Genomic DNA, 21,057 nt, shown 5'->3' on the forward strand with positions numbered 1-21,057 from the left:
TGTCAGTGTCGTGTTTTTATGATATATTTACATATAATAGTTTATAATCAAAAACAAAATAAACATAAATAAGAGTCGTATGGGCAAAGCCAATATTTTAGTTATCGATGACGAGTCTGACATAGTAGAGCTTTTAAAATATAATCTTGCCAAAGAGGGATATGACGTAGAATTTGCTTTCAATGGATTTGATGGTATTAAAATTGCGGAAGTAGTTAAGCCCGACCTTATAATTCTTGACCTTATGCTTCCGGATCTGAGCGGTTACGAAGTATGTAAGAGAATAAAACGGAACAGTTATCTTGCCCTGATTCCTATTATATTTTTATCGGCAAAAAAAGAAGAAGTAGATAAGATTCTAGGTTTTGAATCCGGCGCCGAAGATTATATAAGCAAGCCCTTTTCGGTTAACGAGCTTTTAGCGAGAATCAGGGCCATCTTAAAAAGAATAGTTCCGGCTAATTTAGCTAAAGATAACAAGACAACGGGTATTTTAGATGAGTTCAGGTTCAAAAATATCAGAGTAAACGTGAACAAACACAGTGTGACAGTAAAAAACGTAGAGATAAAGCTGAGTCCGATAGAGTTTAAAATTCTTATCTTTCTAATGACTTATGCAGGAGACGTATTTTCCCGCGAGAAGTTATTGGACAACGTATGGGGAAATAATTCGTTTGTGGAACCTCGAACGGTTGATGTCCACATAAGGAGATTGAGGTTAAATATTGAAATAGACGAATCAATTAAATTCATAGAAACTATAAGGGGCGTCGGCTATAAATTTATAGATGAAAAAGTATGAAAAGAGTCTTAGGGTTTATTTATTAATTTTTTTACTGCTTACAGTTGTAATTTCTACAAGCGCTTCGTTGTTTATCACTTCACCTTATTTTGCTTCGAAAGCTAAAAACTATTTATCTTTATACCTTTCCAATGTTTTACAAAAGTCGGTTAAAATAAAAAAAATAAGAATATCTATTTTTGCACCTCAGATTAAACTTTATGGTGTAAGTATTAAAAATTTTGCAAGAATAGGTAATATTAATATTGTTTTCGGTCCGCTTGATCTGCTCCGGAGAAAGGTAATTATCTACGATATCAATATCGTAAGGCCGCATATTAATATCGTAATAAAAAATAATACAATCTATAATTATAAAAAAATTAACTCGGTTATAAAAAATCTTGCCGACAGGAGCCCTTTATCGTTAATTTCAGTGTCTTACGACAGCTTAAAAATAACGGGGGCAAATTTAAGCTTGAACGAAGTGGATAAAAATATTACGTTGAGGCTTAAAAATTTTGATTTCACCGTATATAAAAAACCGAATCGGATACCTTTTTTACCCGACACCAACGGCATTTATTTTAGGTATAAAATGCCTTATATTTTTTTAAAGTCCATAAAATTAAGGCAGGTTTTCAGCTCAAATGCCTTTAGTATCCATTATTTTAAAGGATTTTTAAGGTATCGCCGGGTAAGTTTAAGTACCGATTATTTTACTTCCGTATCTAATGGCATACTTGACACCGGAAGGAATACCGAGGTTTCCAGAATAGTCAATAAGATAAGCGATACAACCAAGATAAGGGTTAATCATCTGTCTTCTCTCTCAAAGAGATTCGCCAATATTTCCGCATTAAAAGCATTAAAGGGAAATCTTAACGTCAAATTATTTGTAACCGGAGATTTTTCCAAAAAAATTAGGGCTGATGCGGTAATTCGTCTTAAAAATTTTGTTTTTTCCGGCGGAGATGTAAAAAGCGGGATTATAGAAGCCGGCGGATATTTCGGCAAAGTAAAGGATATGGTCATAAGATTAAAAAAGGTTAACCTTGACATGTTCGGCGGAAATTTAAAGTCCACAGGGGTTATCAATCTTAGCAATAAAGAGGGCAAGTTCAAATCTATCTTAAAGAACATAAAGGTCGGAAGACTTATGAAGTTTTACTATTCGGAAAATATACCTCAGTTTAAGGCTATTGTGAACGGCAGCGTTAAAACGTTTTTAAATTTCGGTAAAAAATTTTATGTGAATAATATAGAAAATATAACCCTGAGTAAGCCGGTGGAACTCTTCAAGTATCGAAATAAAAAGGGTAAAAGAATCATATATTATATAAATTACAGAAAAAAGGGTCTAATTAAGGGAGAAACATTTATAAATGATAAGCTTGTTTTACTTAAGAACGTACGGGTTTCTTCAAGCATACTCAAGGGTACTCTTACGGGAAAAATAAATTACGATAAGAGCTATTTAAATATTAAATTTAATTCGTCTTATAAGGAATTGCCGTTTTTTAGTTTTATAGATAAGTATAAGGGCCCTTATTTCGAGCCGTCCGGCAATGGAACTCTTAATGGGGATATTTTCGGAAAATTTAAAAGAGTATCTTTCAAATTCAGAAATCGGTTTAAATCCCTTTACATTAATAAATATATAGATAGATATCAAGGAGACTTTGATTTCGACGTAATGCCGCATGGAAAAATTTTATTCAAAAAGATTTTTTTAACTGAAAAAAATTCGAAATTGAATAAAAACCGAAAAGGGAGCATACTGCTTACCGGGGAAATCTTTAAAAATGAACTTTCAAGTAAAGAATATATAAACGCAAGCTTTAAAATTAAAAATATCCATATAATTTCTCGGAAATCACCAATACCGTTTTTTACGGTTTTAAGCTCGCAGGGTATGATACACGGCAAATTAAAAAACCCTCGTATAGATATTAAAATCAATTCCAAGAAGAGCACGTTTTATAACCAAAATATTTCCGATATTAATCTAACATGTTCTTTAAACAGGAAAGAGTTAAAAGTAAAAAAACTTTATGCCACATATAACGGAGCAGCCTTTAACGTCAGCGGAACGGTAGGATTTAAACCCGTCGGTGATTACAAAGGTAAAAATAATTATAATTTACGGTTGATTTCAAAAGGAATAAAACTAAGAAGTTTAGACACCGAGTTATTTAAACGATATCATATTAAATATCCTATAAGGGGAACCGTCGATATTGCTTTGCATATAGGAGGTTCGTCGAGTTTACCGAATATTTCGGGGGACATATTCGTGAATGGCATAGATATAAACGGTTACTTACTCGGAAACGCTGATGCTAAAATTCATTCTTACATGGGTAAAACGGTTCTGAATATATCCGCGTTACAAAATAGGTTGAAAACTAAGGCCACTATTTTACTTAAAAATGGTTATCGCTATACTTTCCATACTAATATAAATTTTTTAGACATGGATTATCGCAAGACTCGATTTAGACTATCAGGCGGCATATATGGCAGCGGAAGGCTTTCAGATATAAGAAATTCTTATATATTTACGAAATTAGATTATCTTTATTTAAAACACGGATCGTTTATTCTAAAAAATACTAAGAATATAAAAATATCCTACGTAAACGGAAAGATAAGCTTAAGCGGATTTGAATTGAGGGGGGGGGATAACTATTTACAAATAAGGGGGGATATAACCCGGAAAAAATACAATATCATAATAAACGATAGAACCGACCTATGGATTCTTAGAATTTTATATAATAAAATAATAAATTCGTCCGGTTTTATAACCGGTTCGGCGGTTATTTTCGGAAATTTGTCGGCTCCACAGATATACGGATTTGCAAATATAAATAAGGGACTCGTAGAAACTACCATGAGTCCCGGGTTTACGATTTCGCGTATTTTTGCAAGATTATCTTTCGATGACAACGTGATTGCGCTTGAAAGAGCAAAATTCAGGTTATTTAACGGCATTTTTGCCGCAAAAGGGGTAGTAATGCTCAAAAATTTCAAACCTGCCTTTTATAACATAAAGACCGATTTTATTTCTGCTATTTATAGACAGTCTGATTATTTTTACGTAAAAATGAACGGCAGACTCGGATATATAGGCAAAAGAAACAATGCTACGATATATGGAAACGTTGACATAGAAAGGGCATTATACAATAAAGCAGTAAATCTTTCATTGTTTCTTTTGCGTTACAAGAAGTATAATATAATAAAACCAACAATTAAAAAAGGGGTATTTAATCCAAAGCTTAATATAGAGATAAAATCAAATAAGGGTATTGCCGTCAGGAATAACATAATAGATACGAATTTCAATGCGAATCTTCATCTTACAGGAACGGTTCACGAACCTGTTCTTACAGGAACGGTTTCCGCAGAAAGAGGAGAAATCTATTTTAGGGGGACAGAGTTTAAATTGGCATACGCCAATCTGGATTTTAACGACCCTTACAGTATAAATCCGTCTTTTGCGGTTTCGGCGAATACTCATATCAATCAGTATACTATTAGGATGAACGCGAGTGGGTCGCTATTAAATTTTAACGTCAATCTTTCTTCTACTCCCTCGCTCTCCGAACTAAATATCGTTTCCATATTGGCATTGGGAGTTCCGACGACTTCGGTATATGCCGGTTCGGCAGGGGGTATTGCCGCTTCGGAGGCGGCATCGGCTATAGGGGGCGGCGTAGAACAGAGTATCACCGGCACAATATCCAGCTATTTCGGATTTAAAAATTTATCTGTTTCTCCCTCGTATTCTGCGGTTACACATAGCGTAGCACCTCGAGTAACGGTTGCTAAAACGTTGACCGACAGGCTTTCGGTTTCTTACAGCGATATCATATCGTCACAATCTTCGCAATCCGTTACTTTAACTTACAAATTAAGTAACCATATTTCTATAATAGGCGAGTGGGAAAACAACGAACTTGCGCCGAATGATTCAAATATATACAGCGAAGTAGGCGGTAATATAGTTTTTCATTTTAAGTTTTATTAAAAAATAATCTATGCTTATTAATCTTAAAAAGACCGTCGTTTTATCATTTTTTCTTATATTTTTTTTATTTTACCTGTTACCGACAGCTTACGCAAAAAAAAACGGTTGTCTCGTTGGCGTCGGTTTCTTAAATATTTCCGATATCGGTGTTTCTAAGTATATAGTTAAATCCATAAGATACGAGCTGCCGCCGAATATCCCCCTAAAAGATATCGACAATTTTTTGTACTTAAAAAAGGGACGGAAATTTTCTATGCCCTATCTTAAAGCCACCCTTAGAACATTATATAATACCGGTTATTTTTCTAATATTTCCGTTTTAGTTAAAATATGTAAAAAACAAAAGTTTATCCATCTCACTTTTGTTTTTTTTCCGAAGGTTTATATAGGGGTGGTGAATGTATACGGTCTTGAGGGAACTGACATATCGCCGAAAGAGCTTTTGGAATCTATTCCCCTAAAAAAAGGGGGTCGATTTTCAAGATATTACGAGTCTGTAAGCATAGATAGCATAAGAAGGATTATGCTCAACGAAGGCTATCCTGATGCAGAGGTTAAAATATCTTCGTATGTTTTAAGGAACTCAGAAAAGTATATAGTAAATATTAATATCATTCATAATAAGCCGGTTTTAGTTTCCAAGGTATTTGTCAAATTAAAATCATACTATCCGAGGAAAAGGATAGGAGCGCTCGTCAGGGGTTTAGTCTCAAAGCCGTTGAGTATGAATAATCTTCAAAAATTTAGAGAAAAAATATGGAATATATACAGCGATAAAGGATACCTTAACGTAATAATCCAGGGTCCTAAAATTACCTATATCTCTAAACATAAAGCAATAGTCACCTTCAATGTCTATCCCGGATACAGAATATCATTTCATTTTATAGGCGCGGCACCCTTAAAACCGATTTTTATAGAAAATTCTTTATTCGACAAAAAAAACGTTTTGATATTCAACAAGGAGACATTTATAGCATTCAAAAGGATACTGAAAAACTTTTTTAAAAAGAAAGGTTATTATTTTGTGAAGGTTTTATTGAAGGAACGGGTAAATAAAATAAATGGAACTTTAGACGTATATTATGACGTACGCAAGGGGCACACCGTAAAAATAAGACGCGTGGTTATAGAAGGATACGAACCGTTTGTTGAGAAAACCATACGTTCGCTTATGCAAACATCCATTACGTCGGTGTTTAACAGCGAATATTTTTTCGAGAAAAGGCTTCTCGACGATATAAATAATATCAAAAACTATTATAACGACGAGGGTTACCTTTCACCTATCATAAAATATGATTTGAAATTCAGCGTGGATAAAAAAAGCGTTACAATAATTCTACATATAATAAAAGGGATAAGAACCACGGTAAAGAGGGTTTACGTAAGCGGATTGCCTCATAGATTGAAATATTATAAAGAAACAGTCGATTATTTTCTAAAAATGCAAAATTCTCCGCTTTATATAATTAAGGCGGAAAACGGGAAGAATATGCTTTCGACAAGGTTGGCCGATTCCGGATTTGTTTTTTCTAAGGTAAAGTTGAACATAAAGCACTTAAATAATAGAAAATACGTAAATCTTTATTATTACATAAGAAGCGGTCCACTGGTCAGGATAAAAAACATCTTAATAATAGGCAATACTATCACGAAAACCTACTATATAAGGAGTCTTTTACTTTTTAAAAAGGGTCAAATTTATAATCAGAAAAAAATAATTCAAACGCAGAACAGGCTGTATGGATCGGGTATATTTAATTACGTCGGCATTAAGATAGAAAATCCACAAGATGAAGAACCGTATAAGAATATAATTTTAAAGGTAAAAGACGCAAAGCCGGTGAACTTCAGTCTCGGAGCCGGTTACGGCACATACGTCAGATACAAGGGTTTTATGCAGGTAGAGAACAACAACCTTTTTGGGATTGGGCAGTCTCTTTCCATGCGTCTCTCAAAAAGCGCCGTCTATACAGACTTACTTTTAAATTACTACGACCCCGCCATATATAATTATAGAGGGTTTGCTTTTGACGCCAAGGGATTGGACACGAACATAACAACTATTAATTATAGGCTGCACAAGGAGGGAGGGGCATTTTCAATAATAAGGAGATTCAGCACTCATATTAAAGGGCTTTTTTCCTACGGGATATTTTATAATTACCTGTCGGGGTTAAATCCCGGCGCGCAAATAACCCCGACGGACTCGGGTTTTTCCAGAATCAGCTCCATTTCTTCATCTATTATTTATAATACGAAAAATAATATATTCAATCCCACGTCAGGGAATCTGACGACCTTAAAATTCATCTATTCTACATTTTCAATAGATTCTCAAATCAATTTTTTTAAGATATTCTTTCATACAGAGGAATATATTCCGTTTATTTATAATACCGTTTTTCTTTACTCGCTTCGTTTAGGTTATATAAGGCCTTTGCCTCCGACTACGCAGGTGCCTATAAACGAAAGATTTTTTATTGGCGGCAGGACTACGGTGAGGGGTTTCCCTCAGGATTCTATTGGGCTCGTGGACCTTAATCCTCACAACTATCCGATAGGGGGAGACGTTATGGAAAATTATAATCTTCAGCTTAATATTCCGATTCATAAAAATTTTAATCTTTTTATTTTTCAGGACGGCGGAAATGTATTTTTAAATAGCAGAGATATAAGACCTTTTGCATTGTATAAATCTGCCGGCGCAGGTATAATGTATCTATCTCCGATAGGTCAGATAAGTTTTTCATACGGTTTTATACTTAACAGAAAACCTTATTGGCCGGCCGGAGGGGTCAACTTTACGATAGGGACATCGTTCTGATTTAGACGCTATATGACAGTATGAGAAAGGGATTTTCCACGGGAAGCGTGAGTGCTGCGACGATAAAGGCTTCTATTAGGTATTATTTCAAGTCGATAAAGTTTTCGGTTATCGATATAAAAATGCCGGGCGGAGAAACTGCGCATTTAGATATTGCCGGGCTTGAAAAATTTGAAGAAGATGCCGAGCGGTCTATTTCGAGAGCTGTTGTGGTAAAGGATTCGGGAGACGACCCGGATGTCACCAACGGAATTAAAATTTATGCCGATTTTATCAATATAAACGAAAATAAAATCGGCAGATTAAGAAAGTGTTATGGAAAATTATCTATTTATAATACGATAAGTAATTTGTGTAGCAGCAATGCATTTGGGGGTTTTACTTTAATACTCGCGGCTGGAAAAGGCATCGGCATAGTAACTAAGCCCGGTTTGCCGGTTGAACCGGGGCAGGCGGCAGTAAACCCGGTTCCCTTTAAAATGATAGAGCTTGCCGCAAGGGAAGAGTTATGTCATTGGATAGAGGGGCCTATTTTGGATTTAAGCGCAATAGGTGCCGATACGTTTATTTCGGTACTTTATATACCTGAAGGTAAAGAGGTAGCTAAAAAAACATTGAATCAGAGGCTTGGCATATACGGCGGTATAAGTATTTTAGGCACTACCGGTTACGTTATACCCATATCTACCAAGGCATGGCTTGAGACGATTAAGACCTCGCTGATATTCTTATCGGAGAATAAGATTAAAACATGCGTTTTTACTCCGGGAAGATACAGCGAAAAAATAGCCATGAAGATTTTTAAAGATATGCCGAAAGAAAGCTTTATAGAAATGGGCGATTATGTGGCTTATTCCATGAGAAAAGCCGCTGGATTCGGGATAAAGAAAATTATTGTAGTAGGGCAGTTCGGGAAAATGATAAAAATTGCACAGGGTGCCGGAAATACAAATGCTAAATATACCGATTTAAATTTAAATTTTCTAGGGGAAACAGTCAGAAAAACGTTACTAGGGCTTAACAGATTAGAAAGTATGGGGTTGACCGAAAAAGAGACGGAATATATTTTTAATCTTATAATTAATTCCAATACGTCAAGGCAGGCATACGAATATATATTATCGGATAAGTTTAGACCCTTTTCCGGAGTTATTTTTGAAAATATTTTAAAAGCGGCAAGAGAAAATTTAAATAAAATGACGGGAAATAACAATGACCTTGATATCGAAATTGTCTTGATATCGTATAAGGGTGAAATAATAAAAACAGTATAGACGCGGCAAGTACGCGGCGGATTAACGATCTGCAATGGAGGATTTAAATATATAAATGACCAAGAAAATTCATATACTCGGTATATCTCCGTGTTTTTTAGAGACCGGCAAAAAAGATCTTTTAAGATTGTTTGCCGATAAGAAGAATAGGATAGATACCGTATTTGCAAGAAAAGAGGACGCAGATTTATTAGCACGGGTTAGGACATATATCGCTTCCGAGAATAAAAGCATAACGGTGGAAAACGACGGTAATATTACTCACTTAAATAATGCGACGATATTTTACGACAGTAAAATTCAATTTATAATAGATTATATAAAGGGAAATTTAGGCAAAAAAAATGTTTTAATTATAGCAAACGGCGATCCGAATTATTTCGGAATCGGCGGGGCAATATTAAATAAATTAAAGGAGGGCGAAAAAAGATTCGTAGAAATTTATCCCTCCGTTAGTTTTATGCAGATCGGTTTTTCTAAATTAAAAATACCTATGACCGAAGCCGTGATTGTGAGCCTGCACGGAAGAGATTTAAAGAACATTTACCCGGCTTTATATTCAAGGGGTAAAAATATCGGTATATATACCGATAATGTCAATACACCCTGCAAGATACATGCTAAATTGGAAGAGAAGGGATTTTTAGAATATTTTAATTTTTACGTGCTGACGGATTTATGCACCAAAAGTGAAAAGATTCATAAAAGCCTCACTGAGGAACTGCTTGAAGACCTCGGCAATAAAAAGAATATAATCATACTAAGCGAGAAGAATACTAAAAATTTTGAAGACGGCGTTATCGGTATAGACGACGACACATACATACACGCAATTGGAGAACCGACAAAAAAAGAAGTCAGGGTTATAAGTATCGGTTTATTGGGTTTAAAAGCCGATTCGATAGTTGTAGATGCAGGATGCGGCAGCGGCAGCGTGAGCATGGAGGTTTCCGCCATAGCCCGTAACGGTATTGTTTACGCCGTAGATAAAAATATATCCAAGATAGAAAACCTTAAAAAGAATATCAAAAAATTTTGGAGACCGAATATCGAACCCATCTTAGGAGAACTTCCGGGTTCGTTTAAAACGCTGAAGGATATCTGTCCGACGCAGATAGATTCCGTCTTTATCGGAGGTGGCGGCAGTGATTTAATTGATATCATAACAGGGTCGCTCGATATTCTGAAAGATATGGGAGTGATCGTAATTAATAGCATAACGATAAATTCATTGAATAACGTCTTGTCGTTTATTAATAATTTTAATAATTCCGATTTGAAAAACGACAAGAATAATAAGTTTGAAATAAGATATGAGATTATATCGGTTAACGTGGCGAGATTGAAATCCATTAAAAAAGATTCTTATTTTCAGGCATTAAATCAAATTTACATCACTAAGATTATAAAAATGCTTAAACCCGACAAGCTTAATAAACCGAATAAATTTAAGAGCAATATAAAACAAACCGTATACAAAATGGAAAAAAACAAGCCTAACGTTAAAGTGAGGAATAAGACCATTAAACCGAAAGATCCGGAGTAGGCGTTGAATAATCCGTTAAAAGTATTACGTTTGAATATTATAGGCGTCGGTCCGGGCGATCCGGAATTAATTACGGTAAAAGCCGTTAATGCCGCTATAAACAGTAAATTTATATTTTATCCGGATGTTTGCGGAGGAAAAAGCAGGGTTGCTTACGATATTATAAAAAACGCGGTAAGGCTTTCCGGGGCAAAAGAGCTGCCGGAGGAAATGTTTCTCCCGTTAGAGGTAGAGATGAAACGTTCTAACGGAAGAAACGGTGATTTATATTATAAGAATGCGATTAAAATAATAGAAAAATTAAAAGAAGGTACATGCTCATATATCACGATCGGAGACCCTATGTTTTACAGCACATATTACGGGTTACACAATGCTATCGAGGATATAAGATCAGATAATTTTTTGAAAAGCGGATACGAACTCGATATAAATATAATTAACGGAGTTTCTTCGCTTCATTATGCGTTAGGCTTGATAGGGAAGCCATATATAATTAAAAACGGTGCTGTTTTTATAACTGTTCCGATAAAAAAAAATTCAGCTGAAATAGAAAGAGAAATAAGGTTCATTGCAGACAAATATCCCAGACCGCAGGTCATAGTTTTCATGAAAGCGGGGGCTTACGTAAAAGATATTTTATCTGCATTTAAAAGGATGTATGCCGCCGCGCTCACGGAGGATCGGGTTAAGCTTTATTTGATAGAAAAATCAAAACTCGTAAACGATTTCGCCGAAAGAGACTGTTTGGATTTTGATTATTTTTCCATATTGATAGGGGTTTTTGTTTAATATTTAATATTGTTTTTTATGGCTATTTCTAAAATCTATTTCGTATCAGCAGGTCCGGGCGACCCAGAGCTTTTAACGATAAAGGCCTTTGAGATATTAAAAAAATCAGATGCCGTCTTTTATGCCGGTTCCCTTATAAATCCTGAAATGCTTGGGGTTATCAAAAGCGATGCATTACTAATAGATATGAAAAGCCTTAATTTTGAACAGATTAAGGCGGGGTTAGAAGAATTGCTCAGGTCAAATTATATTATTTCCGTTCTTCATGCGGGGGATTCCTCAATCTATTCTTCTATTAACGAACAAATGCTCTACTTAGAAGAAAAGGGTATTGAATATGAGATTATTCCGGGTGTTACCGCTGCCTTTGCCGCAAGCGCCGCCTATAAATCGATTTTGACGTTGCCCGACGTATCTCAAACCCTTATATTTTGCAGGGGTGAAGGAAGAACAGGCAAAATGCCCCCGGGTCAGGATATAAAGAGCCTTGCAAACCATAGGGCGACTATGGCTATTTATTTAAGCTTCGGCATAATAGAATCGATAGTGGACGATTTAACGGAACATTACCCTGTAAATACGCCATGTTTGATTGCTAAGGACGTATCATTGAAAGGGGAGATTTTAATAGGCTGCAAGTTAAAAGACGTAGTCAAAAAGTCGGAGGAATTCTCTATTCAGAATATGGCGATTTTAATCATAGGCGAGGCTTTAAAAGGAAAATACCTTAAGGAAAACAGGTCCAAATTGTATGATAAGAATTTTTCACACGGCTTCAGGAATAAAGAAGACCGAACATGACTCCGCTTTTGAAGTCAAAAATATTGCATTTATCATAATATCTAAAAATAGCCTTAAAACGGCGTTGGATATTTATAAAGGAATAGCGGAGAAAGTGTCGAGTGAAATAGAAATCGGTACTTCCGAAATTTTATATTTAACTTTTTTTATCGAAAAAAATAAAAATGAATTAATAGAAACGGCAAAAAAATATCTATCGGAATTAATTCCGGTTCCAAAATCTACCGTTAGTAACGAAAAAAATATATCCATAAAGAATTATGAAAAATTATCGATAAATTTTTTAGGCGGATTATTTAAAGATTTTGACCATATTGTATTTTTTCTGGCGTTAGGCGCTACGGTAAGGTACATTGCTCCGTTAATAAAAGATAAATTGAGCGATCCCGGTGTTATAGTAATAGACGAATCCGGAAAATTTGTTATAAGCGTGCTTTCGGGGCATACGGGTGGGGCAAACGAATTTACCGAGCGGATTTCCGGATTTTTGGGTGCCATTCCGGTAGTTACCACGGCAACGGATAGAACTAACAGGTTTTCGATAGACATGTTTGCAAAGAGATTCGGTTTTTTCATAGAGTCGGCAAGAGATAAAATAAAGGTGTTTAATAAGGCATCTCTTAAAGGAGAAAAGTTTAAGATATATATCGAAAACGATTTTAACGTGAAAGAAATTAAAAATTATATAGATAAATTTAATAATTCAAAAGATTTCAGTTATACAAATAATTTAGATTTGGATCCGTCAAAGATAATAGCAATTTCAGTGAATGAAAATTTAAAAAAGCCTGTTCCCGCCGGCATTGCCGTCATATTAAGGCCTAAGCGTTTAGTCGTAGGGATAGGTTGCAATAAAAATACCGATTTTGAAGAAATAGAAGATTTTATATTGTCTAAATTTGCCGATAACAATCTTTCTATAAACGCGGTAAGAAATACGGCAACGATAGATTTAAAGATGGAAGAGGAAGGAATTTTGCGATTCGGAAAGAACTATGGCGGATTTGTAGATTTTTTTACGAAAAAAGAAATAAACGATTTTATAGAGGGTTTTAATAGAAAAAGAAATGAGAATTCATTATGTTTTAAACATACCGGCGCTTATTCGGTTTGTGAGCCGTGCGCCGCTTTATCGGCAAAAGGGGGAGGGGGAAAGGGGGGCATACTCCTGATACCGAAACAAAAGAAAGGCAATGTGACGATGGCGGTGACGATGGCGGATAACTTAAAATAGGAAAAGAAATGAAAGAGTTTGGAAAGATTACGGTTATAGGAACTGGACCGGGAGATATCGGTCATTTGAGTAAAAAAGCATTAGATGCAATAGTGGAAGCCGAGACCGTAATAGGTTATTCGTCTTACCTAAAGCAGATAGGGGACATATTAAGCGAAGACCAAAGGAAAATGCCGTTTAATATGAAAGATGAAATTGAACGGTGCGAGACAGTTGTCGAAAGGTCTTTAGAGGGTAAAAAGGTAGCGCTTATTTCAGGGGGAGATGCCGGAATTTACGGCATGAGCGGGCTCTTGCTTGAAATTATAGATAAAAAATCACTCACGGGGAAGGTTCCGATAGAGTTTATCCCCGGGATACCTGCTTTTTGCGCCGTTTCCGCTGCGATAGGAGCGCCTATTACCAATGATTTTTGTGTTATTTCGTTATCCAATCTTTTGACGCCGTGGCAAGACATAGAGAAGAGATTGAGAGCGGCATCTATGGGTAATTTTGTTATAATAATATATAATCCCAAGAGTAAAAGGAGGAGAGAAGAGCTTACCACGGCAAAGAATATACTGCTTGAAAGTATCGAAAAGGACAGACCCGCCGCTATCGCGAAGGCGGTAACGAGACCGGACGAAGAAATTATCATAACGACGTTGGAAAACATCGATAATTTCGATATAGTTACAATGAATACTACTATAATAGTAGGAAACAGCGATACCTACGTAAACGATTTGTATATGATAACCAAAAGGGGTTACGGCAATAAATACGATTTAGATAAAATTAAAAAAAGGAGTAAAATATGATAATTCTTATTACGGGCGGGGCGGGTTTTATAGGTTCTAATTTATGCGAAAGATTATTGAATTTGGGACATGAAGTTTTATGCATGGATAACTTCTATACTGGTTCCAAGGCAAATATAGAGAGATTTCTTGGTAATGCAAAATTTGAGGTTATAAGGCATGATATCAGCGAGCCTTTCAATATAGAAGCAGACTTCATAATAAATTTAGCTTGTCCGGCATCTGTCCCGCATTATCAGAAAGATCCGCTTAAAACGATGAAGGATAACGTTTACGGTATATTTAACGTAATGGAAAACGTAAGGCGGCTTAATATTCCGGTTCTGCATACTTCGACGTCTGAGGTTTATGGTTCGCCGTCCGTCCATCCCCAGCCGGAAACATATAACGGCAACGTTAATCCCACGTCTGTCAGGTCATGCTACGACGAGGGAAAGAGAGCGGCGGAGACTATTATATTCGACTATCATAGGCAGTATGGGGCAGACACAAGGGTTGTCAGGGTCTTTAACACTTACGGTCCTAACATGCTTGAAAACGATGGCAGGGTGGTTTCTAATTTTATAGTGCAGGCATTAAAAGGCGAGGATGTAACCGTTTACGGGGACGGAAAGCAGACGCGGTCTTTTTGCTACATATCGGATTTGATAGACGGAATCATTCTTTTTATTGATAACAAAAGCGATTTTACCGGTCCGGTTAATCTTGGAAACAATTATGAATTTACTATAATAGATTTTGCAAAATTGGTTATATCGCTTGTCGGTTCAAAATCTAAAATTAAATCGGTAGAGTTGCCGAAGGATGATCCAATCAGAAGAAATCCCGATTTGACGCTTGCAAAAAACATATTAGGCTATAATCCCAAAATAAACATAGAAGAAGGACTTAAAAAAACTATAGAATATTTTGAAAGAGTGATATGACGATTCTTATAATTGAATCCGTTATATATATTTTTGTCGGGATAATTATAAGTTTTCTTTTGCGCGATAAAGAGTTTAAAAAAATCAAGAGATTAATCTTGCTCTCTTATTTAATTATAGGCATAGCCGTCTATTCTATCTTATATTTTATACTACTTTCGGCAGCGGTATTACTATCCGCTGCCGCAGTTTTAAGGTTTTACGATTAGTTAAAACCTCCATTCCCGAAACACCTAACGATAATTTTTTGCATTAGCTAACAAAAGCTCTGAAATATTGGTATTTATACTTGTTTATTTTATCGTTATGTGTTATATCGCATAACGATAAAATATATTAAGAATGGTAAATATGACAACTATAAACAGATCCTATCTATTCTATATTGTCCTCAAACCCAACAGTCCTCTCTTTCTATTTGAAAAGCGGAGTGTTTTGCAAGCATCCCTGCAATAATGATATCCCCTCTCAGAGAAGCAGTGAATTCTTCTCCTGCATAAGCGAAGATGCCAAGAACAGGTTTTTTTCACCCTGCAGGGAAACGTAAAGCAGATAAAAAGTTATGGGCGTATAAACAACTTCCATTTCCAGTTATTCCCAACAGTTGCGACAGATTCGATACGGCAATAATAAAGAGAATGATTTATTGCTGCAATTGAACCGCCTGTCTCGTTATGAGTTGGCGGGAATTAAGGTAATAGTTGTTAAGTATGCTGGTCAGGTTATGGGGTTTGCTGTTGATGAAATATTCGGTGAGGTGCAGACCATACTTAAACCATCGGGCAGAATTTACAAAGATGCGAAATTTTTCAGCGGAGCGACAATACTCGGTGACGGCAGTATTGCTTTTGTGCTGGATATACCAAAAATGATAAAGCATGCTGAACTTAAAAATATATGATTTTAAGATTATTAGGTGTGGTATTGATTGCAGCCTGCCGTAAGTTTTTTGACCGGCAAATTAAGACTGTCAAAATTAAAAGACAAACTTTTTCAATCAATCATCGCGCTTGCTTTTTCTGTTTTATATATTTTATATCGCAAAGAAGCCTTTTATTCGCCTCATGTATTCTTGACATTTAGAACAAAAAAAGTTACGTTAAACACTAACCCTGATATTATACTTCTCGACGAGGTGCTGTCGATAGGTGACGCTGAGTTTGTAAAGAAAAGCAAGGCAAAACCATAATTTTTTTAAGCCACGATCCGACTTCGATTGTGGAGATGTGTGACGAGGTGGTATACATCGAGGACGTAAGAGTTCAGGTAATCGGAGAACCGATTACGATTGCGGCGAAATACAACGAGATAGCGAGGTGAGTTGTGAATGGCAAATAATATTATAATTACCGGTGCCACAGGTTTTGTCGGCAAGAATATATTTTTAAACAAGTCTATTAAGGATGACATTATAACGACCGACGAACACGGCAAGCCTATGGGAGGATTTAAAGATTTTAATTTGGTAGGAACTTCTTCGCGCAACGGCGACGGTTTGTTACACTTAAATGTTTTGGATAAAAAATCTATTAACAAAGCATTGATGCAAACAAATCCCGCTTATATAATTCATCTTGCTGCCCAGAGTTTTGTGCCAAATTCCTTCGAAAACCCGAAAGAAACCTATAATATTAATTTCTACGGCACATTTAATCTTTTAGAATGCCTGAAGGGAGCAGGTTTTAAAGGCAGACTTCTTTTTGTAAGCTCTTCCGATGTTTACGGCAGCTTTAAGCCGTTTGATCTTTCGTTAAAAGAAACAACCCCCTTAAGCCCAAAAAGTCCATATGCCGTCAGCAAAGGAGCGGCCGAGCTTTTATGCCTTCAATATGCGAATGCATTCGATATCGATGTAGTGATAGCCAGATCTTTTAACCATATCGGCTTGTATCAGGACGACCGTTTCGTCGTTCCGAACTTTGCAAAACAGATTGCCTTGATTGCTCTCGGAAAAAAAGAGCCTAACATAAAAGTTGGCAACACTCAATCCTCTCGCGATTTTTTAGATGTCAGAGATGTTATAATGGCATATTACCTTTTGCTTTTAAGTGGACACAAAAAAGAGATATACAATGTCTGTTCGGGGATTCCGGTAAAAATATCCTATATTTTAGATAAATTGATATCGTTTTCCGGTAAAAAAATAGTTATAAAAACCGATCCGGAAAGATTAAGGAGCTACGATATACAGGAGGTATACGGAGATAACTCCAAGCTAAAATCACATATCGGATTTTCTCAGGTCTATGATATAGAAAAGACGCTTTTAGAGTTATATAATTATTATTTAAAAAATTTTTAAAGGCAGGATGTGCAGGGTCATAAAATTAAGAAGTAAAATTTGAGTTAATTATAGTTGATATAATTAACTCAAACATATTTTTGCGATAAATGGGGTGCAATAAAGTGAGTTTACAATCAAACAATTATTATGATATAAATGCAAATATTAATATTTCAGGAGAACGACAAAATGAAGACTGCTTTAATCACGGGAATAACCGGTCAGGATGGCGCGTATATCGCCGAGTATTTATTGAATAAGGGTTACAACGTACTGGGGCTTATAAGGAGGCTTTCCGCTCGAAATATCGAAAGGCTGAATTACCTGAAAATAGCCGGAGATGTTAAGCTGATTGACGGCGACATTACGGATTTAAGCTCCATTATAAGGGTATTGAAGAAGGATAAACCTGATGAGGTTTACAACCTTGCCGCTCAATCGTTCGTAGGCACTTCGTGGCAACAACCTATTTTAACATCTGATGTCACGGCTATAGGCGCTTTGAATGTATTAGAGTCGATAAGGCTTACCGACCCTTCAATCAAGTTCTATCAGGCTTCAACATCGGAGATGTTCGGCAAGATAAAAGAAATGGTTCAGTGCGAGAACACCCCGTTTCATCCCAGAAGCCCTTACGGAGTATCCAAGCTCTATGCCCACTGGATGACGGTAAACTATAGAGAATCATTTAACATGTTTGCATGCTCCGGTATTCTTTTTAACCATGAGTCCCCAATAAGAGGACTTGAATTTGTAACCAGAAAGGTTACAAATTCCGCCGTAAGGATAAAACTGGGGCTTCAAGATAAACTATATCTCGGCAATATTGATGCAAAAAGAGACTGGGGGCATGCCAAAGACTATGTAAAAGCCATGTACCTGATGCTTCAGCACGATAAGCCTGAAGACTTTGTAATAGCCACGGGAAGAACCTCATCTGTAAGAGACATGTGCAAGATAGCATTTGATTATCTCGGATTAAATTATGAGGATTATGTGAAAATAGACAAAAATTTATTCAGACCGGCGGAAGTGGAAATACTCATCGGTAAACCCGTCAAGGCTGAAAAATATCTTGGATGGAAGGCAGAGATCACCCTTGAAGATATGATAAAAGAGATGGTGGATGCCGACATGAAAAGGGTTAAAGGGTAAAAACTATTATGGTAGAAATTGACAACTCGCATTTCAGCGTTGAAGAAATTATGAAAAAGATAAAAGAAGAGATAGCAAAAAAAACGCTGATATATCTTTATCTTGCCAAAAAAAGTCTTTAACAGCAGTTTATAAAGAAAATCCAGATTGTAGACAGAATAGCAAAAATTACTTAGAAAAAATAAAATTATACAGTCTTGCCTATAGAAGCGAACATATTAAAAGCAATAAAAATAAAAATTATTTTATTGGCATTGCTTATAAAATACCAGTTATATCGAAACTGTTAAAAAATATATGTCGATCGGGTAAAATAACAAATACTAAAAAGAGACACATATGAAAGTAGGGAATAGATGTAGAGCAGTTTGCTCGTGACACAAAAGAAGGTAAGAGTATAGGTGGTTCTGATGGAGCATAGGCTCTTTAATCAAACAGCTTACAAAAGCTACGCTAGCAGTAGAGATGGATTCGCATCTTACCCAAGATTTATAAAAGAATTGTAAAAATGGATATGTCACTAAAACAATAAAGAGTAAGCAAAGAACTATGACATGTGAATTAGAAGATAAGATACTCTCACTTTGTGCACTATGCAATAGTTACTAGATATCACAAGTGATATAATATATATGGTGTAGGCTTTTCTAAGGGTGCTATAAGTGCTGTAACAGATAAGATTATACCTTTTTGCTTCAAGAGTGGAGAACAAGACCTCTTGAGGAGGCATATTCCTTTATATTTTTGGATGCTATATATTATAAAGTAAAAGAGGATGGCAGATATATATCTAAAACTTTTTATATAGTACTTGGCGTTAAAGTAGATGGTAAAAAAGAGGTGCTTGGTTTGATAGTAGTGGAATCTTGTTTAACCATGAGCCTCCTCTTCGTGGGTCGGTTGTGCCTATTTTTATTGAATCCATTTTTAATATAAATGTTTCTCCGCCCTTTGAAATCTCTAGAGACTTTAAAATTAAATTAAAGGTTTCTTCTTTTTTCATAACAAATCTGGTCATGTAGGTATTGGTTACCGTCAAATTAAGTCCTTCTTTCAATTGATTAATAAAAATAGGCACAACCGACCCACGAAGAGCCCAAAACATTCCCTGATCTTGAATTGCAAAATACAGTCCCTCCAAAATTTTGTAAATTATTAGAGGCGGCAATTAGCTTTTCCCCCATTATTTTGGAAGCACCCATTGCGTTGGTAGGGTTTACCGCCTTATCCGAACTCATAATAGAATCTTTTCCACCTTGGACTCAATTGAAACTTCAATAATATTCTGAAGCCATATCAGATTCATTTGAACAATATCGAATGGATTATACTCGTATAGTATTACGTGTTTAAGCACAACCCCATGGAAAACAAAATTGCAATAATTTATTTTTTGTCTCTTATATTGCATATAAAACAATGTACATTATCATATTTTTTATATCTTTCCGCTAAAAAAAAATAACTCAGTTTCATTGTTATCTGTGGCTATTATCCTTCCTGGATTTAATTATATTAAATGCTCAATTAATTCATTGCAGATTGTTCCTGCTGCTCCGCTTATAAAAATATTTCACTTTTTTCCCCTACGATTTTATTTGTTAGTATCAATTTTGTATCATTATTCATATTTTTTTGATATTCATGGGGCAGAACCTTAAAACATAAGCGAATAACTTAGCATTACTCCTTGGGCCGGACTTGCATTTGTGAAACCCTTCAGATAAGTAATGCCTACGGTATTATTTTTTACCATCGTATAAATCACCGACAAACTTCCGGTTACGGTATCGTGTGTTCCTGATATAATTGCCTGCGACCACGAACCCGAGACGGCAACCGATAAATCTTTGGAGATTAACTTACCTATACCGGCATAGGCGGACAACGGGTTAGTAAGACCCGTAACCCCTGAAGGTTTACCTAAAACCGTGTAACCTCCGTTTATAAAATAAAAATATGATCCTACTATCTGCGTTATACCTATCTGTAAACCGTAATTTGTCTTGCCTGTCCCCAGACCCTTGGATTTACTGGCCGTCGGCAGGTCAACGAAGGCTGTTGCTGTTAACGTGGGGAAAGAGGGATTCGTCGCCTGATTCGTGACGTTGTAATTTCCCGTTAATACAATATCCCCCAAACCTCTTTCGGTGGTCGAGGTTGACGCACCGGCTTTTTTAACCGGTATATTGTTGACCAACACGATAGATGACTGTTTATGAACCTGCATGTACGGTATAGTGGCTTGAAAATTGAAACTTCTATTCGGATAATAGCTTATGTTAAGCGGAATGTAAATTAAGGATGTGGAATAATTCGTGCCGTATTTACCCCAAGTTTCATTATAACTTGTTCCTATCTGCAATTTTGAGGCGCCAAACGATTTAGGCATATTAATATTTATAGAAATCATTAAAAAAGTAAGAATAAAAAAAGTAGCGTAAAATAGCTTTGTTTTGATCGTCATTAAATGTCCCCCCCCTCATTCATTTTTATAAAAAAATGTAAGCTAAATAGTAGTTATATCCTTACATTCAGCTTACATTTATATAAAATATTTAACCGATTATTTACCGGTCATCTGTTATTGGATGTTAT

17 protein-coding genes and 2 pseudogenes are annotated in these 21,057 nt (G+C 35.8%); 16 read left to right on the top strand and 3 right to left on the bottom strand.

The features are described 5' to 3' along the window. The first annotated feature begins 79 nt into the window (after positions 1-79). From ACMCNP_RS00055 to ACMCNP_RS00130, 16 genes and pseudogenes are all read left to right on the top strand, one after another. Complete coding sequence (locus ACMCNP_RS00055; protein WP_419312115.1) at positions 80-802, top strand: response regulator; 723 nt, start codon at positions 80-82, stop codon at positions 800-802. Next, the gene (locus ACMCNP_RS00060) at positions 789-4,817 is read left to right on the top strand and encodes a translocation/assembly module TamB domain-containing protein (protein ID WP_419312118.1); all 4,029 of its coding nucleotides are present in this window, start codon (positions 789-791) and stop codon (positions 4,815-4,817) included. The genes ACMCNP_RS00055 and ACMCNP_RS00060 overlap by 14 nt, the downstream gene beginning before the upstream one ends. A gap of 10 nt (positions 4,818-4,827) precedes the next feature. After that, on the top strand, positions 4,828-7,647 hold the full coding sequence (bamA, locus tag ACMCNP_RS00065) for an outer membrane protein assembly factor BamA (protein ID WP_419312121.1): 2,820 nt from the start codon (positions 4,828-4,830) through the stop codon (positions 7,645-7,647). Positions 7,648-7,667: 20 nt separating this feature from the next. Continuing rightward, positions 7,668-8,921: a cobalt-precorrin-5B (C(1))-methyltransferase CbiD gene (gene cbiD / locus ACMCNP_RS00070; protein ID WP_419312123.1), complete on the top strand. Its 1,254-nt coding sequence runs from the start codon at positions 7,668-7,670 to the stop codon at positions 8,919-8,921. Positions 8,922-8,976: 55 nt separating this feature from the next. Then, positions 8,977-10,467 (top strand): precorrin-6y C5,15-methyltransferase (decarboxylating) subunit CbiE, encoded by a 1,491-nt coding sequence (gene cbiE / locus ACMCNP_RS00075; protein ID WP_419312126.1) that lies wholly within the window; start codon positions 8,977-8,979, stop codon positions 10,465-10,467. A gap of 30 nt (positions 10,468-10,497) precedes the next feature. Next, entirely contained in the window at positions 10,498-11,259 is a 762-nt protein-coding gene (locus ACMCNP_RS00080; protein ID WP_419312128.1) for an SAM-dependent methyltransferase, read from the top strand. Between the two features lie 18 nt (positions 11,260-11,277). Continuing rightward, positions 11,278-12,060 (top strand): cobalt-precorrin-4/precorrin-4 C(11)-methyltransferase, encoded by a 783-nt coding sequence (locus ACMCNP_RS00085; RefSeq protein WP_419312130.1) that lies wholly within the window; start codon positions 11,278-11,280, stop codon positions 12,058-12,060. After that, positions 12,011-13,294: a cobalt-precorrin 5A hydrolase gene (locus tag ACMCNP_RS00090; RefSeq protein WP_419312132.1), complete on the top strand. Its 1,284-nt coding sequence runs from the start codon at positions 12,011-12,013 to the stop codon at positions 13,292-13,294. The genes ACMCNP_RS00085 and ACMCNP_RS00090 overlap by 50 nt, the downstream gene beginning before the upstream one ends. A gap of 8 nt (positions 13,295-13,302) precedes the next feature. Then, positions 13,303-14,094, top strand: a complete 792-nt coding sequence (gene cobJ, locus ACMCNP_RS00095; RefSeq protein ID WP_419312134.1) for a precorrin-3B C(17)-methyltransferase — start codon at positions 13,303-13,305, stop codon at positions 14,092-14,094. Then, positions 14,091-15,020 carry a UDP-glucuronic acid decarboxylase family protein gene (locus tag ACMCNP_RS00100; RefSeq protein WP_419312137.1) on the top strand — a complete coding sequence of 310 codons (930 nt, stop codon included), beginning with the start codon at positions 14,091-14,093 and terminating at the stop codon, positions 15,018-15,020. Before cobJ ends, ACMCNP_RS00100 begins: the two co-directional genes overlap by 4 nt. After that, positions 15,017-15,229, top strand: a complete 213-nt coding sequence (locus ACMCNP_RS00105; RefSeq protein ID WP_419312140.1) for a hypothetical protein — start codon at positions 15,017-15,019, stop codon at positions 15,227-15,229. Before ACMCNP_RS00100 ends, ACMCNP_RS00105 begins: the two co-directional genes overlap by 4 nt. A gap of 395 nt (positions 15,230-15,624) precedes the next feature. Next, on the top strand, positions 15,625-15,921 hold the full coding sequence (locus tag ACMCNP_RS00110; RefSeq protein WP_419312143.1) for a chemotaxis protein CheW: 297 nt from the start codon (positions 15,625-15,627) through the stop codon (positions 15,919-15,921). 27 nt (positions 15,922-15,948) lie between these two features. Then, entirely contained in the window at positions 15,949-16,209 is a 261-nt protein-coding gene (locus ACMCNP_RS00115; protein WP_419312146.1) for a hypothetical protein, read from the top strand. A 138-nt stretch (positions 16,210-16,347) separates the two neighbouring features. Further along, positions 16,348-17,322 (top strand): GDP-mannose 4,6-dehydratase, encoded by a 975-nt coding sequence (locus ACMCNP_RS00120; protein ID WP_419312149.1) that lies wholly within the window; start codon positions 16,348-16,350, stop codon positions 17,320-17,322. 171 nt (positions 17,323-17,493) lie between these two features. Continuing rightward, positions 17,494-18,459: a GDP-mannose 4,6-dehydratase gene (gene gmd / locus ACMCNP_RS00125; protein ID WP_419312152.1), complete on the top strand. Its 966-nt coding sequence runs from the start codon at positions 17,494-17,496 to the stop codon at positions 18,457-18,459. A 352-nt stretch (positions 18,460-18,811) separates the two neighbouring features. Next, positions 18,812-19,326: pseudogene (locus ACMCNP_RS00130) on the top strand (transposase); the annotation flags it as partial. Here the strand turns inward: ACMCNP_RS00130 and ACMCNP_RS00135 are convergent. The 3 genes and pseudogenes from ACMCNP_RS00135 to ACMCNP_RS00145 all read right to left on the bottom strand — a co-directional run bounded on the left by ACMCNP_RS00135 (position 19,277) and on the right by ACMCNP_RS00145 (position 20,926). After that, the gene (locus ACMCNP_RS00135; protein WP_419312154.1) at positions 19,277-19,564 is read right to left on the bottom strand and encodes a polysaccharide biosynthesis protein; all 288 of its coding nucleotides are present in this window, start codon (positions 19,562-19,564) and stop codon (positions 19,277-19,279) included. The pseudogene ACMCNP_RS00130 and the gene ACMCNP_RS00135 overlap by 50 nt on opposite strands. Continuing rightward, positions 19,521-19,870, bottom strand: a pseudogene (locus ACMCNP_RS00140) (polysaccharide biosynthesis protein). Before ACMCNP_RS00140 ends, ACMCNP_RS00135 begins: the two are co-directional and overlap by 44 nt. 246 nt (positions 19,871-20,116) lie before the next feature. Next, positions 20,117-20,926, bottom strand: a complete 810-nt coding sequence (locus tag ACMCNP_RS00145) for a hypothetical protein (protein ID WP_419312156.1) — start codon at positions 20,924-20,926, stop codon at positions 20,117-20,119. Positions 20,927-21,057 lie beyond the last annotated feature (131 nt).

Origin of the sequence: Candidatus Acidulodesulfobacterium sp. H_13 (assembly GCF_048541835.1) — a bacterium.
Taxonomy (GTDB): Bacteria; SZUA-79; SZUA-79; order Acidulodesulfobacterales; family Acidulodesulfobacteraceae; genus QIJE01.